The 15906-nt window shown below is 73.1% G+C and carries 13 protein-coding genes; 10 read left to right on the top strand and 3 right to left on the bottom strand.

The features are described 5' to 3' along the window. Positions 1-39 precede the first annotated feature (39 nt). Positions 40-990 carry an N-acetylglucosamine kinase gene (locus AC0HI0_RS37205; protein WP_480928153.1) on the top strand — a complete coding sequence of 317 codons (951 nt, stop codon included), beginning with the start codon at positions 40-42 and terminating at the stop codon, positions 988-990. Positions 991-1023: 33 nt separating this feature from the next. Here the strand turns inward: AC0HI0_RS37205 and AC0HI0_RS37200 are convergent, their stop codons facing one another. Continuing rightward, positions 1024-1743 (bottom strand): DUF3159 domain-containing protein, encoded by a 720-nt coding sequence (locus AC0HI0_RS37200; protein WP_480928152.1) that lies wholly within the window; start codon positions 1741-1743, stop codon positions 1024-1026. A gap of 124 nt (positions 1744-1867) precedes the next feature. On the opposite strand from AC0HI0_RS37200, the gene AC0HI0_RS37195 reads away from it, so the two are divergent. The 7 genes from AC0HI0_RS37195 (at position 1868) to AC0HI0_RS37165 (ending at position 10034) form a co-directional block, all read left to right on the top strand. Next, positions 1868-3064 carry an ROK family transcriptional regulator gene (locus AC0HI0_RS37195; protein ID WP_480928151.1) on the top strand — a complete coding sequence of 399 codons (1197 nt, stop codon included), beginning with the start codon at positions 1868-1870 and terminating at the stop codon, positions 3062-3064. Between the two features lie 72 nt (positions 3065-3136). Next, entirely contained in the window at positions 3137-4465 is a 1329-nt protein-coding gene (locus AC0HI0_RS37190) for an ABC transporter substrate-binding protein (RefSeq protein ID WP_480928150.1), read from the top strand. Positions 4466-4467: 2 nt separating this feature from the next. After that, positions 4468-5460: a carbohydrate ABC transporter permease gene (locus tag AC0HI0_RS37185; RefSeq protein ID WP_480928149.1), complete on the top strand. Its 993-nt coding sequence runs from the start codon at positions 4468-4470 to the stop codon at positions 5458-5460. Then, the gene (locus tag AC0HI0_RS37180; RefSeq protein ID WP_480928148.1) at positions 5457-6341 is read left to right on the top strand and encodes a carbohydrate ABC transporter permease; all 885 of its coding nucleotides are present in this window, start codon (positions 5457-5459) and stop codon (positions 6339-6341) included. Before AC0HI0_RS37185 ends, AC0HI0_RS37180 begins: the two co-directional genes overlap by 4 nt. After that, entirely contained in the window at positions 6338-7612 is a 1275-nt protein-coding gene (locus AC0HI0_RS37175; RefSeq protein ID WP_480928147.1) for a 6-phospho-beta-glucosidase, read from the top strand. Before AC0HI0_RS37180 ends, AC0HI0_RS37175 begins: the two co-directional genes overlap by 4 nt. After that, positions 7612-8607, top strand: coding sequence for an N-acetylglucosamine kinase (locus AC0HI0_RS37170; protein WP_480928146.1), 996 nt, complete (start codon positions 7612-7614; stop codon positions 8605-8607). Before AC0HI0_RS37175 ends, AC0HI0_RS37170 begins: the two co-directional genes overlap by 1 nt. 656 nt (positions 8608-9263) lie before the next feature. Continuing rightward, positions 9264-10034: an SGNH/GDSL hydrolase family protein gene (locus AC0HI0_RS37165; protein ID WP_480928145.1), complete on the top strand. Its 771-nt coding sequence runs from the start codon at positions 9264-9266 to the stop codon at positions 10032-10034. A 187-nt stretch (positions 10035-10221) separates the two neighbouring features. Here the strand turns inward: AC0HI0_RS37165 and AC0HI0_RS37160 are convergent, their stop codons facing one another. Beyond that, a complete protein-coding gene (locus AC0HI0_RS37160; RefSeq protein WP_480928144.1) occupies positions 10222-13035 on the bottom strand; it encodes an AfsR/SARP family transcriptional regulator in 2814 nt (937 codons plus the stop codon). Positions 13036-13216: 181 nt separating this feature from the next. On the opposite strand from AC0HI0_RS37160, the gene AC0HI0_RS37155 reads away from it, so the two are divergent. Continuing rightward, on the top strand, positions 13217-14257 hold the full coding sequence (locus AC0HI0_RS37155) for an ADP-ribosylglycohydrolase family protein (RefSeq protein WP_480928143.1): 1041 nt from the start codon (positions 13217-13219) through the stop codon (positions 14255-14257). Positions 14258-14494: 237 nt separating this feature from the next. Then, the gene (locus AC0HI0_RS37150; protein ID WP_480928142.1) at positions 14495-15250 is read left to right on the top strand and encodes an NsdA family TPR-like regulatory protein; all 756 of its coding nucleotides are present in this window, start codon (positions 14495-14497) and stop codon (positions 15248-15250) included. Here the strand turns inward: AC0HI0_RS37150 and AC0HI0_RS37145 are convergent. After that, entirely contained in the window at positions 15190-15906 is a 717-nt protein-coding gene (locus tag AC0HI0_RS37145; RefSeq protein WP_480928141.1) for an FAD:protein FMN transferase, read from the bottom strand. The genes AC0HI0_RS37150 and AC0HI0_RS37145 overlap by 61 nt on opposite strands.

The raw sequence follows: 15906 nt of genomic DNA, 5'->3' as shown, positions 1-15906 counted from the left end.
ACGTGCCGGGCCCGCGCGTTTTCGCCCATACTCGGTCGAATGGGCTTCGTGGTGGGACTCGACGTCGGCGGCAGCTCGACCAGGGCACTCGTGCTGGACCTCGACGGCACCCGGCTGGGCGCGGGCGTGGCGGGCGGCGCGAACCCCAACTCCCACCCGCCGGAGCAGGCCGCGGCGCACGTGAACCAGGCCCTCTCGGCGGCCCTGGACGGCCTGGACGCCACCAAGGTCGAGTCCGGCGTGCTGGGCATGGCCGGGGCGAGCAAGCTCACCGACCCGGCGGTGGCCGCGCTGTTCGAGCGGGCCTGGACCGGCGCGGGCCTGCGCTGCCCGATGCGGGTGATCACCGACTGCGAGGCCGCGTTCGCGACCGGCTCGGCGTCCCCGGACGGCACCGTGCTGGTGGCCGGCACCGGCTCCATCTCGGCCACCATCACCGACCACCGGCTCACCGCGACGTCGGGCGGCTACGGCTGGCTGCTGGGTGACGAGGGCTCGGCGTACTGGCTCGGCCGCGAGGCCGTCCGGGCCACCCTGCGGGCGCTGGAGGGCCGGGGGCCGGGCGTGGTGGACGGCGGCCTGGACGCCCTCACCTGGGCGGTGCTGAACCTGGCGGACATCCCGCCGCACCCGGCCAAGGACGCCCGGCGGGCGCTGATCACCGAGGTCAACCGGTCCGCCCCGATCAACCTGGCCCGCTACGCGCCGCTGGTGACGGCCCACTCGGCCGCGCCGTCCGCCGGGGCGATCATCGCCGACGCGGTGTCGGTGCTGGCCGACCTCGCGCTGGCCGGCCGGCCGGCGGCCGCGGACACCCCGATCGTGCTGGTCGGCAGCCTCGTCCACGCCCACCCGCTGGGTGCGCTGCTGCGCGCCGAGCTGACCGCCCGCACCCGCTCGACGGTGCGGATCGCGACCGAGGGTTCGGCGGGCGCGGCGTGGCTGGCGGCCGTGGAGGTGCTCGGCGAGACCGCACCGCGCCCGAACTGACCCACGCCGGGCCGGCAGCCGCCGCAGGCCCCGCTACGCCCCCTTCGACGCGTCCTGGCCGGACGGGTCCAGCCCGGCGGCGCCCGCCACCGGTTCGTCCGCCACCGGTTCGTCCGCCGAGGGCACCCGCGGGTGGCGGAGGCCGGGGTGGTCGGCGGGCAGCGAACGGCGGATCAGCCACCAGCTCGCCGCGATGCAGACCGCCTGCAACGGCCACGTCAGGACGCCCCGCATCACGCCGAGCAGGAAGACCTGCCCGGTCGCCCACAGCGCGCCGAACACGACCACCCGCAGCACGTACTGCCCGACCCACGCCCAGCTGGCCACCCGGTAGGCGCGCATCAGGTCGGGGTCGGCCCGCCAGCGGAACTTCTGGCCGGTGAGCAGCCCCACCACCACGCCCAGGAACGGCCAACGCACCACGATGCTCGCCGCCCAGGCCAACGCCGACGCCGCGTTGACGAAGATCTGGAGCAGGAAGAAGTCCTCGGCCCGCCCGGTCTGCAACGCGATGTAGGCCGCGACCACGACCAGCGCGACCGAGACCACGACGGCGCGCGGCCGTTCGCCCCGCAACAGCCGGACGGCCCCGATCACCACGCCGCAGCCGACCGCCACCGCGGCACCGACCGCGATGGACTGCCCGCTCACCGCCCACCCCAGGGCGAACGCCAGCGGCGGTAGGGAGGCGTCCAGCGCACCCCCACGCCCGCCCAGCAGCCGGGCCAGCGAATCAGGACGAGTGTCGGTCATGCGTCCAGGGTGCCTTAGGCGAACCTAACCCAGGTAACGGACCCGTCTCGGACCATTGACCTCGGGTGAGCCCCGTCACTACGGTGGCCGAAATCGTCTGGAAAGTTAACAGACAGGAGGACCGATGCGAGCCGGTAGCCCACGACTGCTGCGCGAGATCAACGACCGCGCGGCGATCGAGGCGCTGCTGCGCAACGGCCCGCTCACCCGTTCCGAACTCGAAGGCATCATCGGGCTGTCCAAGCCCGCGACGGCCCAGCTGCTGACCCGCCTGGAAACCGAGGGCACGGTCCTGCGCAACGGCCTGCGCGGCGGCGGGCGCGGACCCCGCGCCCAGCTCTGGACGGTCAACGGCGCCCTCGCCCACGTGGCCGCCATCGACCTCACCCCGACCACCGTCGACGTCGCGATCGCCGACATCTCCGGCACCCTGCTCACCGAGCACAGCGCCCCGCTGCCGCGCACCGACGTGCTGGAGGCGTTCCACGGCGCGGTGACCAAGGCCGCCAACCAGGCCGGGCTCGCGCCGGAGGCGCTGCACCACGTGGTGGTCGGCTCCCCCGGCGCGGTCGACCCGGCGACCGGGCGGCTGAACTACGCGCCGCACATGCCCGGCTGGGAGGGCTTCGACATCCCCGGCACGCTCACCGACCTGCTCGACACCGCGGTCACCGTCGAGAACGACGTGAACCTGGTCGCGCTGGAGGAGATGGTCGCCGGGCGGGCCACCGGCGTGAAGGACTTCGTGCTGCTGTGGCCCGCCGACGCGGTGGGCGCGGCGGTCGTGGTCAACGGCTCGCTGCTGCGCGGCGCGACCGGCGGCGCGGGCGAGATCGACGCCATGCAGGTCCCCGACCACGCGACCGCCGACACCGGCACCGACCGGACCGGCGGGCGCTACGGCGACCTGCTGGACAGCCCCGCCATCGTCCGGCTCGCCCGCGCGCACGGGGTCTCCGCGCGCACCGGCCAGGCCGCCGTGCGCAAGGCCCTCGGCGAGGGCACGGCTGGCCGTGAGTTCCTGGTCGACCTGGCCCGCCGGATCGCGACCGGCGCGGCCAACGTGATCTCGGTGCTCGACCCGGAACTGGTCCTGCTCTCCGGCGACATCGCCCAGGCCGGCGGCACCACGCTGGTCGACCTGGTCGCCGCCGAACTGCGCCGCCTGGTGGTGCCCCGCACCCCCATCCAACTCGCCCTGGTGACCGGGAAACCGGTGCGCTCCGGCGCACTGCACTCCGCGCTGTCGGTCGTCAGGGAACAGGTGTTCGGCCTACCCGCCGCCACGACCGAACCCTTCCGGGGCCCGAAGCACGCCTGAGACGTCACTCCACGTCGAAGGTGTCCCGCGGGCCGCAACGTACCCGTCCGCACGTTGAGAGAAGGAGAGCACATGCGCACGTTCCCCCGCGCAGCGTTGCTATGCGTGGCCGCCGCGGTGTCCCTGTCCGCCTGCGCGGCAGGCGCGGGCAAGTCCGACCAGGCCGGCGGTCTGGCCGCGGCGCCCGGCAAGGACGACAAGTTCACGCTCACCGTCTGGAGCAACTACTCCGGCCGTGAGCAGGACGAGGTCACCAAGGCGTTGGAGAGCTTCAAGAAGAAGTACCCCAACGCCGAGATCAAGCACGAGGGCAGCCAGGACGACGACAAGATCACCGCGGGCATCCGCAGCGGCAACCCGCCGGACGTCGCGCTGTCGTTCACCACCGACAACATCGGCCAGTTCTGCTCGTCGGGCTCGTTCCAGGACCTCAAGCCATACATCGAGCGCGACAAGGTCGACCTGGGTCAGATCCCGGACGCGGTGCGCTCCTACACCGAGTACAAGGGCAACCGGTGCGCGATGCCGCTGCTCAACGACGTGTACGGGCTGTACTACAACAAGGAGCTGCTCGCCTCGGCCGGCATCACGACCCCGCCGAAGACGACCGCCGAGCTGCTGGACTTCGCCAAGCGCACCACCAAGAAGGCGCCGGACGGCTCGATCGAGGTCGCGGGCTTCCTGCCGACCATGCTGTTCTACGCCAACCGCCCGCCGATCTGGGCGCCGAACTTCGGCGCGAAGTGGGCCGGTCCGGACGGCAAGTCGTCGCTGGCCACGCCCGAGTGGGCGGAGATGCTGAAGTTCCAGAAGGAACTGGTGGACTTCTACGGCTTCGACAACCTGGAGCGGTTCCGCGCCGGGCTCGGCCAGGAGTACTCCACCGACCACGCGTTCCACCAGCAGAAGATCGCCATGATGATCGACGGCGAGTACCGGACGGCGTTCCTCAAGGACCAGGCCCCGAACGTCAAGTTCGGCACCGCGCCGTTCCCGACGATCAAGCCCGACCTGTACGGCACCGGCTTCACCACCGGCACGATCATGGGCGTGCCGAAGGGCGCGAAGAACGCCGGCGCGGCGTGGGAGCTGATCAAGCACCTGTCGTTCGACACCGACACGATCGTCACCCTGGCCAACGGGATCAAGAACATCCCGAGCACCAAGGCCGCGCTGGCCGACCCGAAGCTGGAGGTCGACGAGAACTTCAAGACCTTCATCGACCTGGCCAAGAGCGACAAGCTGCAGGGCAACCCGGTGACCCCGATCGGTGACGCGCACATCAAGGCGATCGGCGACTTCGCGACGAGCTGGCAGTCGGGCAAGGTCGCGGACCTGATGGCCGGGTTGAAGGAAGTCGACAAGCAGATCGACGACGAGATCGCGAAGAGCGGCAAGTAGTCATGACCGCCACGCTCGAACGCGTGGACGCGACGCGGCCCGCCCCTGCCAAGGGGCGGTCCCGCGCCCGCGTCCGCCACCGGCTGACCGTGCTGGCCTTCATGTCGCCGGCGATCATCGGGTTCGTCCTGTTCTTCGGCTACCCGCTGGTCGCCACCCTCGGGTTCTCGTTCACCAAGTACGACCTGATCAACCCGCCCGAGTGGATCGGGTTCGAGAACTACGCGTTCATGTTCAAGGACAAGCTGTTCTTGACCTCGGTGTACAACACGCTGTGGTTCGTGGTCGTGCTGACCTTCGCCCGGGTGCTGTTCGCGCTGGGCGTGGCGTCCGTGGTGGCCCGGCTCAAGTCGGGCGTCGGCCTGGTGCGCACCCTGTGCTACCTGCCCTCGCTCGCCCCGCCGGTCGCCGCGACCCTGGTGTTCTTCCTGGTCATGCGGCCGAACGAGGGCCCGCTGGACACGTTCCTGAGCTGGTTCGGGGTGCAGAGCCCGCTGTGGTTCGCCGACCCCGCGTGGTCCAAGGTCGGCATCACCGCGGTGATGCTGTGGGTGTCCGGCGACCTGATGATCATCATCCTGGCCGCCGTGCTGGACGTGCCGCAGGAGCAGTACGAGGCGGCCGAGCTGGACGGCGCGGGCGCGCTGCGGCGGTGGTGGCACATCACGCTGCCCACCATCTCGCCGGTGCTGATGTTCGGCGTGGTGAACTCGATCATCCTGGCGCTGCAACTGTTCACCCAGGCGGTGGTCGCCGGGTCGGCGGCCAGCGGCGCGGCGGACATCACCGGCGCGACGAAGAACCTGGGCTTCCCGGAGAACTCGACGCTGACGTTCCCGGTGTGGTTGTACGCCAAGGGTTTCCGGTTCTTCGACATGGGCTACGCGGCGGCGATGGCGACCGTGCTGTTCGTCGTCTCGTTCGCCGCCACGGCGCTGCTCGTGCAGCGCATGCGCAAGGCCAGCCACCAGGAGGAAGGGGGCGGGGGCGCATGACCGCCGTGCTCGACCGCGACGCCGGGGCGCGCGAGACGCCGCCCCCGAAGCCGCGCAACTGGCGCGGGGCGCTGGACTGGGTGGCGGTGCACAGCATCGGCATCGCGATGGCGCTGATGTTCGCGCTGCCCATCCTGTTCGTGTTCCTCACCGCGGTGATGTCGGACAGCCAGGCGTTCACCAGGGACCTGTGGCCGCGCGAGTGGCACTGGGGCAACTTCCTGGAGGTCTTCGACAAGGCCCCGCTGCTGAAGTACCTCGGCAACAGCCTGCTGTACTCGCTGCTGGCCACCGCCGGGATGCTGCTGTCGTCCATCCCCGCCGCCTACGCGCTGGCGAAGCTGCGGTGGCGCGGGCGCAACGCGGTGTTCCTGCTGGTGGTCGGCGCGATGATGCTGCCGCCGCAGGTGGTGGCCGTGCCGCTGTACGACACCTGGTCCAGCCTCGGCCTGACCGGCACGCTGTGGCCGCTGATCGCGCCGTACTTCCTGTTCGACGCCTTCAGCATCTTCCTGCTGCGCCAGTTCATCCTCACCATCCCGCAGTCCTACGTGGACGCCGCGCGGGTGGACGGCTGCACCGAGTTCCAGGCCCTGGTGCGGATCATCGTGCCGATGGCCCGGCCGGGCATCGCCGCCACGGCCCTGTTCTGCTTCCTCTACACCTGGAACGACTACTTCGGCCCGCTGCTCTACACCGGCGAGCGGCCCGACCAGTGGACGCTGTCGCTGGCCCTGTCGTCGTTCAAGGGGATGCACCACGTCCAGTGGAACCTGGCGATGGCCGCGACGCTGCTGATCATGATCCCGGCCGTGGTGCTGTTCGTCTTCGCCCAGCGCTCGTTCGTCAAGGGCATCACATTCACTGGAGTCAAAGGATGAAGCTCACCGTTGTCGGTGGCGGATCGACCTACACCCCGGAGTTGGTGGACGGCATCGCGGGACGCCGGACCAGCCTCGCGGTGGACGAGATCGTCCTGGTCGACCCGGACGCCGAACGCCTGGCCGTGGTCGGCGCGTTCTCCCAACGGCTGTTGGAGCACGCCGGCCACCCCGCGCGGATCCGCACCACCGCGAACCTCGACGAGGGCGTGGACGGCGCCGCCGCGGTGCTGCTGCAACTGCGCGTCGGCGGCCAGGCGGCCCGCGCCCAGGACGAGACGTTCCCGCTGGTGTGCGACTGCGTCGGGCAGGAGACCACGGGCGCGGGGGGCCTGGCCAAGGCGCTGCGGACCGTGCCGGTGGTGCTCGACATCGCCGACCGGGTGCGCGCCGTCGCGGGCGAGGACACCTGGATCGTCAACTTCACCAACCCGGTGGGGATCGTGACCCGCGCGTTGTTGCAGGCCGGGCACCGCGCGGTCGGCCTGTGCAACGTGGCGATCACGTTCCAGCGCTGGACCTCCGCGCTGCTCGGCGTCGAACCGGAGTCGGTGCGGCTGGAGCACGTCGGGCTCAACCACCTCACGTGGGAGCGCGGGGTGTTCGTGGACGGCGTCGACCGGCTGCCCGAGCTGCTGGCGAACCACGCGGACGCGCTGGCCGAGCACATCGGCCTGCCCGCGTCGCTGATGCGGCGGCTGGACATGGTCCCCTCGTACTACCTGAAGTACTTCTACGAGCACGACGACGTTGTCACCAAGCAGAAGACCAGTCCGCCGCGCGCGGAGGTCGTGGCCAACGTGGAGAAGGAGCTGCTGGACCTGTACGGCGATGTCAACGTCGTCACCAAGCCGGAGCAGCTGTCCCAGCGCGGCGGCGCGTACTACTCCGAGGCCGCCGTGCAGCTGGTGCACGCGCTGACCGGCGGCACGGGCGCGGAGCAGCACGTGGTGAACGTGCGCAACGGCCGCACCTTGCCGTTCCTGCCCGAGGACGCGGTCGTCGAGGTGCCGGCGGCGGTCACCTCGCAGGGCGCGCGGGCGTTGCCGGTGCCACCGCTGGAGCCCGCCATCGCGGGCCTGATCGCGCACGTGACCGCCTACGAGCACCTGGCGCTGGACGCCGCGGTGCACGGCGGGCGGGACCGGGTGGCCGACGCGCTGCTGGCGCACCCGCTGGTCGGGCAGCACTCGATCGCGCAGCGGCTGGCCGACGAGCTGGTGTCGCGCAACCGCGACTTCCTGCCGTGGGCGAAGGGCCGGGGGGCTTGATGACCGACCGGGTGCTCGCCATCGACGGCGGGAACAGCAAGACCGCGGTGGCGCTGGTGGACGTGGACGGGCGGGTGCTCGCCCAGGTCCGAGGACCGGGCGCGTCGCCGCAGAACGTCGGCCTGGCGCGCAGCCTGGAGGTGTTCGAGGGCCTGGCCCGGGTGGCGGCCCGCCAGGCGGGGCTGACCCCCGACGAGCCGATCGCCGCGCACACCGCGGCCTACCTCGCCGGGGCCGACCTGCCGCAGGAGGAGCAAGACCTGCGCGCCGCGATCGAGCAGCGCGGGTGGTCGGCCACCACCGTCGTCGGCAACGACACGTTCGCGCTGCTGCGCGCGGGCACGTCCAACGGCATCGGCGTGGCCGTGGTGTGCGGCGCGGGGATCAACTGCGTCGCGGTCGCGCCGGACGGCCGGACGCACCGGTTCCCCGCGCTGGGCTCGATCTCCGGCGACTGGGGCGGCGGCGGGCACATCGGGAGCAAGGCGCTGTGGCTCGCGGTGCGGGCCGAGGACGGGCGCGGCGCGCCGACCGCCCTGCTGCCCGCGGTGATCGCCCACTACGGCGCGGCCTCGCTGGCCGAGGTGGTCGAGCGGCTGCACCTCGAACAGGTCGAGTTCGACCCGCACGCGCTGTGCCGGCTGCTGTTCCAGGTCGCGGCGACCGGTGACGCGGTGGCGCTGGCCGTGGTCGACCGGCTGGTCGAGGAGATCGTGCTGCTGGCCTCGGTGTCGTTGCGGCGCTTGGCGCTGCTGGACGAGCCGGTGGACGTGGTGCTCGGCGGCGGCGTGCTCACCGGCGTCGGCGCGATCGTCGTGGACCCGGTGCGGGAGCGGCTGCGGGCGCTCGCGCCGCACGCCGAGGTGCGGGTGGTCGACGTGCCGCCGGTGGTCGGCGCGGCCCTGCTCGGGCTGGACGCGCTGGGCGCCGCGCCGGGCGCGGAACTGCGGCTGCGCACCGCCTACGAGCCCCTGGACCTGGCCGCCGGGGGCTGAGAGACGTCGGTGCGCGGGGAGGTGATCGGCGGCGGCCCTCCCTGCGCACCGGCCCAGGACCCCGCTGTCCGGGGGATGTTCGGCGGCGGCTCCGCCGGGCAGCGGGCCCGACTCCCCCGCGGCGACATCACGCGCCCGATGTCGTCGCGGGGGTCCTCCCCCTGCGGGGGGGCGTTGACGGACGGTTCCGGCGCGGCCACGGAGGGCAGCCCGCGAACCGCCGCGTCCGGCGTGATCTCCGTTGCATTCGACCGTGTCCCGACGGTAGTCGCGGGCGTGCCCGGCAGAGGTCCGGCGACCCGCGCGCGGGCAGCCGCGCCGACCGGGCGCCGGGTCGGCGGGCCGGGCCACCGGACGGGCTGCGCGAGGCCGTCGATCCGCTGTTCCAGCGGCGCTTCCGGCCCGCCCCGGGCCAGGGCGGACCCGGTGCCGGACCAGGCGGGGCACCGGGCGCGGGCCCCGCGCGGGGCAGCCCCGGCCCGGCCGGCGAACGGGCGGCGGACCAGGTGACGAATCGCCCATTGCCGACATCGGCCCCGCCGCCGGGTGGCGCGCCGGCGGCCGCGTTCGCCATCGGCGGTGGCGTCGGCCCGACCTGTGGAGGCATCCTGTCATGCGCGGTCACGGGGGTGCCGCGGACGAGGGGAGGGACGCGGATGGACGGATTGGACAGCTACGTCGCACTGGGGGACAGCTTCACCGAGGGCATGGACGACCCCGGCCCGAACGGCACGTACCTGGGGTGGGCGGACCGGCTCGCGGCGATGATCTCCAACCACCAGCGGGGTTTCCGGTACGCGAACTTCGCGATCCGGGGCAAGATGCTCCAGGAGATCGTGGACGAGCAGATCCCGCTGGCGGTCGAGCTGAAGCCGAGGCTGGCGACGTTCTGCGGCGGTGGCAACGACCTGCTGGTGCCGGGCTCGGACCCGGACGCGCTGGCGGAGATGTACGAGATCGCCGTGGCGGACCTGCGCGCGGCGGGCACCGAAGTGGTGATCTTCACCGGTTTCGACCCCAAGCACACGCCGTTCCTGCGGTCGCTGCGCGGCAAGATCGCGATCTACAACAGCCACCTGTGGTCGGTCGCCGAGCGCTACCACTGCCGGGTGGTCGACCTGTGGGCGATGACCGTCCTGCACGACCGGCGGGCGTGGAGCGAGGACCGCCTGCACCTGTCCACGGAGGGCCACCGCCGGGTGGCGCTGCGCGCGGCGGAGGTGCTGGGCTTCAAGCCGGACGAGGACTGGAGCACGCCGTGGCCGCCGCTGGACGACGAGGACTGGATGACCCAGCGCCGGCACGACCTGAAGTGGGCGCGCGAGCACGTGGTGCCGTGGATCGCCCGCCAGCTGCGCGGCGAGTCGATGGGTGACGGCGTGGTGCCCAAGCGCCCGGAGCTGCTCCCGGTCTGCGTCGACAACTGACCCCACCGGCCCGCAAACGGGTCAGCCGGCCGGCACTCTCCCCCGAATGCCGGCCGGCTGACCGTTGGGTGGCTTCCCCCCTGGCATCCCCCTCCAAGAGCCACCCGACGCGCCGAACCGCCTCTCGGCGTTGATCAGCGCGCGTCACCAAGTTCCCACGAAGTCGCGGCGCGGTGCTAAACAGCCGCTAAACCCCAGTGGTCAACGCTTCAAGAGCCGTTCGGACGAACATGGCCCGCGACGACCCCAGCCGTTCGAACAACCGCAGTGATTCCGCCAGCTCCGCTTGCGCGGCAACGACTTCCCCCCGCTTCGCGAGCACCGCGCCGAGCACCTGCCGGCCGAACGCCTCTTCGAACTGCATGGACCCGCCGCGGGCCAGTTCCACGCCCTGCCGCGCGTTGTCCTCCGCCTCCGCCAGCAACCCCAGCTCCGCGTACAGCTCGGCCAGGTTGTCCAGCGCCAGCACGTAGGAGCGCTCGTTGCCGGTGCGGTGGTGGATCTCCATCGCCTGGAACTGGTGCTGGGCGGCCGTTTCCAGCTGCCCGAGGCGTTGTTCCACCTGGGCCAGGTTGTTCAGCACGGTCGCCTCGCCCAGCAGGTCGCCGTCCCGCCGGGCCATCTCCACCGCGCCGCGGTAGTGCGCCAGCGCCTCCTCGTTGCGCTCCTCGGCGGACAGCGCGCAGGCCAACTGGTCCAGCGTCATCACCAGGAAGCGCGGTTCGCCCAGCTGCCCGGCTATCCGGTGGGCGCGCTCGGCGTCCGGGAGCGTGCCCCGGATCGTGCCGGTCCACACGTTGATGGCGTGCACGGCGTGCAGCACCAGCATCTCGCCGCGCAGGTCGCCGCCGATCCGGGCGGAGGCCAGGCCGAACTCGGCGACGGCCCGCCACTCCCGGCTGACCAGCCGGGCCACGCAGTACGGGTACACCAGCCGGACCAGCTGCCAGACCTGTTGGTGCAGACCGGCTTCCGACGCGCCGTGCACCAGCGCGATCAGGTTCGGCCACTCCTTGTCGAACCAGGAAAGCGCTTGCCCCGAGGTGGCCGGGCGCGGTGCGGTCGGTTCCCCCGAAGCGAAGTCCAAACCGTCGTCCGCCGGCCGGATCAGCCGCCGGGCGTGGTCGCACGCCGCCAGGTAGTGGTCCATCAGCCTGCGCAGCGCGGCGGTGCGCCCCGCCGACCGCTCCTCGCCGAGCACCTCCCGGGCGTACAGGCGCACCAGGTCGTGCAGCACGAACCCGCCCCGCCACTGCTCCACCAGCAGGTGCGCGTCCGCCAGGTCGGCCAGCCGGCCCGCCGCCGTGCCCAGGTCCGTCCGGCACAGCGCGGCGATCGCGTGCGGGCTCACCCATCGTCCCGGAACCAGTCCTGCCGCCCGAAACGTCTCCGCCAGCTCCGGCGGGAGGTTGCGGTAGGACACCGCCAACGCGCGCGCCACGCCGACACCGGTGTCGGCCAGGTCCAGGGTGCGCAGCCGGGCGTCGTCGTCGGAGAGCTGCGCCACCAGCGCCTCGACCGTCCACTCCGGACTGAACACCAGCTTCGCGGCGGCGATCCGCAGCGCCAGCGGCAGGTTCCCGCACAGCTCGGCCAGCATCCGGGTGGCCACCGGCTCCTGTTCGGACAGCGGCTTGCCGACCACCTCGTCGACCAGCCGCACGGACTCCTCTTCCCGCAACGTGTCCAGCGTCAGCATCCGCGCGCCGTTGCTGACCACCAGCGACTCCAGCCGCCGCCGGGAGGTCACCAGCACCACCGACCCCGCGCCCGGCGGCAGCAGCAGCCGCACCTGCTCCGGGTCCCACGCGTCGTCGAGCACCACCAGCACCCGCCGCCGGGCCAGCACCGACCGGTAGAGCCCCACCCGGTCGTCCAGGTCGCGCGGCACGCCGTCGGACGGCACGCCCAGCGCCAGCAGGAACCGGGCCAGCACCTCGGCCGGCCGCACCGGGTCGCGGTCGGGCGCGAACCCGTTGAGCGAGGCGAACAGCAGCCCGTCGGGGAACTGCTCGGCGCGGCGGTGCCCCCACGTCACCGCGAGTTCGCTCTTGCCGATGCCGGGCGCGCCGTTGACCACGGCGACCGTCGTCGCGTTCAGGTCGCGGCCGTCGCACAGCCGGTCCAGCCAGGCCAGCTCCTCGTCGCGGCCGATGAACCCGGACGCCGCCGCGGGCAGCTGGGCGGGCACCACCACCCCCGGCCGGGGCGGCACCGGCGCCACCTGCTCGGCCAGGCCCGGCGTGCTCAGCGCCGGGTCGTCGCGCAGCACCTGCTCGTGCAGCACGCGCAGCTCGGGCCCGGGGTCGATGCCCAGCTCGTCCACCACCCGCCGGTGGAACCGCTGGTAGGCCTCCAGCGCGTCGGCCCGCCGGCCCGACCGGTACAGCGCCCGCATGATGTGGCCGACCAGCCGCTCCCGGAACGGGTACTCGCCGACCAGCCGGCGCAGTTCGCCGACCAGTTCCAGGTGCCGGCCCAGTTCCAGCTCGGCCTCGACGCGCTCTTCGAGTGCGGCAAGCCGAAGTTCTTCGAGATCGGTGGTGACCGGTTCGCCGGGCACGTCGGCGAGCACCTGGCCGCGCCACAGGCCGAGCGACTCGCGCAGCAGCTGGGCCCGGATCGGGGCGGGCTTGCCGCGCGCGCCGGCCACCAGCTGCCGGGCCCGGTGGAAGTCCAGCCGCCACGGGTCGACCGCGAGCTGGTAGCCCGGCGGCGTGGTCAGGATCCGCGCGGAGCCCGCCGGGTCGGCCTGTTCGAGCATCCGCCGCAGGCGGGAGACGTAGCCGTGCACGATGGTCCGGGCGGTGGCCGGCGGGTCGTCGGTCCACAGGCTGTCCACGATCTCGTCGATCGGGACGACCCGGTTGGCCGCCAGGACCAGCATCGCCAGCAGGCCGCGCATCCCGCGCCGGCCGATGACGAGCTGCCGGCCGTCCGCGAGCACCTGCAACGGCCCGAGCACACCGAACTCCAGCCCGCTCTTGCTCCGCTCGGCCATGCCCCTCCCCCGCCTCGGTGGTGCACCGGTCAGTTCGGCTCGGTCACTGGATCAGGTGCGTCGGGTGAGCCGTTGGATACCTGTGGGTAGATGTTGTTTGCTCAACTAGTCGTGCTCCCATGACCGGACGACCCTGCGGCGGCTAGGGTTTTGGCCCCGACGACGCAGTGCAGGAGGGCAAGTGCCGCGCGAGCCGATGAGCGTGGTCGACCGTGGCGCCGCCTGCCTGCTGGGCGGCGCGCTGGGCGATGCCCTGGGCGCGCCCGTCCAGTACCTGGGGTGGACGGACATCCAACGAGACCACGGCCCGGAAGGTGTTCTGGAACCACCGCGTCCCGCTTTGGTGACCGACGACACCCAGCTGACCCTGTTCACCGCCGACGGGTACCTCAGGGCGTGGGTGCGGGGCCGCAGCACCGGCGAGTGGGACCCGGTCGGCACGGTGTGGGGCAGCTACCGGCGCTGGCTGACCACGCAGCAGGTGGCGGCCCCGGAGCTGGGCGCGACGGGCCTGGTCGGGGACGAGCGGCTGTACTCCAGCCGGTCACCCGGGCTGACCTGCCTGCGCGCCCTCGCGGCGGATACCGCGCCGACCCCGGAGGAGCCGCACAACGAGTCCTCGGGCTGCAACGGTGTGACGAGGACCGCACCGGCGGGTTTCGCGCCGAGCGCCGACATCGCCTACGACCTGGGCTGCCGGTTCGCCGCGCTGACCCACGGCGGGACCGGCGGCTGGGTGGCGGGCGGCGCCTTCGCGCTGCTGATCCACCTGATCGCGGTGAAGGCCCGGCCGGTGCGCGAGGCCGTGGACCAGGTGATCGGCCGGGTGCTGCGGGACGACCCGTACACCGCGAACACCCTCAACCGGGCGGTGCTGTTCGCCGAGGAGCACCGGGCGCTCGGGTTCGACTCGGTGCGGGTGGACCGGCTGGGCAGCGGCTGGACCGGCCCGGAGGCGCTGGCCATCGCCGTGCACACGGTGCTGGTCTACCCGAGGCGGTCGGAGTTCGTGGACGCGCTGCGGGCGTCGGCCAACCACTCCGGCGGCAGCGACGCCACGGCGGCCCTGACCGGCAACATCCTGGGCGCGATGCACGGCACGGCGGCGCTGCCCAGGGACTGGCTGGCCGGCCTGGAACTGGTCGACCTGCTGACCCGGCTCGGCTCCGACCTGGGCCACTCGGTGATCGGGGCGGAGTTCGACTACTCCCGCTACGAGTGATCCCGCGCCGGAGCGGCGTTACAGACGGCCTCGGCCGCACGTTCCCGAATGCGTGCGACCGAAGCCGGCTCTCCACGCGGTCGACGCCGGGACACGCCCCGAGCGCGAAACCCGGCTGACCTGCGCAGAGCGGGAAAACCCGTGCACGGGACCGTAGCAGAACGCGTGCGGCCCATCACACCCGGCCCACCTCCCCGACGCCGGTAGCCTCGACGGCCGGAGCCGAGGGGAGCCGCCGTGACCGAGCCGCAGGGCGTCCGGGCCGTCACCGGACTCCTGATCGCGCTCGACGCCCGCCCCGACACGCGCGACCTGGGCACGCTCGCCGTCCGCGCGTTCCGGGCCGCGCCGCGGCCCACCCCGGCCACCGCGGAGGCGCTCGCCGAACTGGCCGAGGTGACCGGCTGGATCCTGTTCGAGGAGGAGCGCCAGGCCGAGGCGCACGCGCACAACCTGGCCGCGCTCGCGCTGGCCCGGCCGGGCGGCGACGTGGCCACCCTCACCCTGCTCAACATGGCCATGCAGCGCGCGCACGTCGGCCGGTTCGGCGAAGCCCTCGACCTGGCCGCGCGCGGCGAGGCGGGCACCCGCTCGCCGAAGGTCCGGGCGATGTTCGCGCTGCGCCGGGCCCGCGCGCACTCCCGGACCGGCCGCGCCGAGGACGCCCTGCGCGCCCTCGACCAGGCCGAGGCCGCGCTGGAGGACGACGCGACCGCGCCGCCGTGGGCGTGGTGGATCGACCGGACCGAACTCCAGGGGCACCGGGCCGCCGTGCTGGCGAACCTGGGCCGGCTCGAAGAGGCCGCCGGGACGTTCCCGGCCGACGACGACCTGAGGTTCCGCGAGGTGGTCCGGGCCATGCGCTACCGCACGCTCAAGGCCCTGCGGCTCTGGACCGGCCCCGCCCCGGTGTTCCGCAGCCCGCGCGCGGTTCACGCCGCGACGGGCATCCCCGGCGTCCGGTACACCCGCCGCGTCGCGTCCACGGCGTAGATCTCGCAGCCGTCCTGCCCGGCCGCCCACGGGATGCCGTCGAGCCCCATCGCGAACGCCGCCGTGGCGGTCGCGTCGGCGACGGTCAGCGACGGCGCGTAGACGGTCAGGCTCACCAGGTCGGTGACCGGTTCGCCGGTCCGCCCGTCCACGATGTGGTCGCCCCGCTCGTACCGGCCCGACGTGGCCACCGCGCCCGCGCCGACCTCCAGCACCACGCAGTACCGGTCCGCCCGGAACGGGTGCCGCACGCCGACCCGCCACGGCCCGCCGGCCGCCACGACGTCGCCGCCCGCGTTCACCACGTACCGCGACGACCCACCGGCCGCCAGGAGGTCGGCGGCGCGCTGCACGGCCCAGCCCTTCACCACCGCGCACGGGTCCAGCCCGCGGCCGGGCCGGCGCACCTGGAACGCGCCGCCGGTGGCCAGCCGGTAGTGCTCGCACAGCTCCAGCACGTGGACCAGGTCCGGGCTGAGCCGGTCCGGGTCCAGTTCGGCCCGGTCCAGCCGGGACACCTCGCTGTCCGGTCGGAACGGGCTGAACCGCGCGTCGACCTCGCGCAGCCACTCGAACGCCCGGTCCACGGCGGCGGTGTCGCCGTCGCGGAGGTCGACCGAGATCGGCAGACCCATGACGTGCTCGACCCTGCGCAT

It is taken from the genome of Saccharothrix sp. NBAS 001, assembly GCF_056640475.1.
The sequence above is the reverse complement of the archived record's forward strand: the minus strand, read 5'-3'. Positions and strand labels throughout refer to the sequence as shown.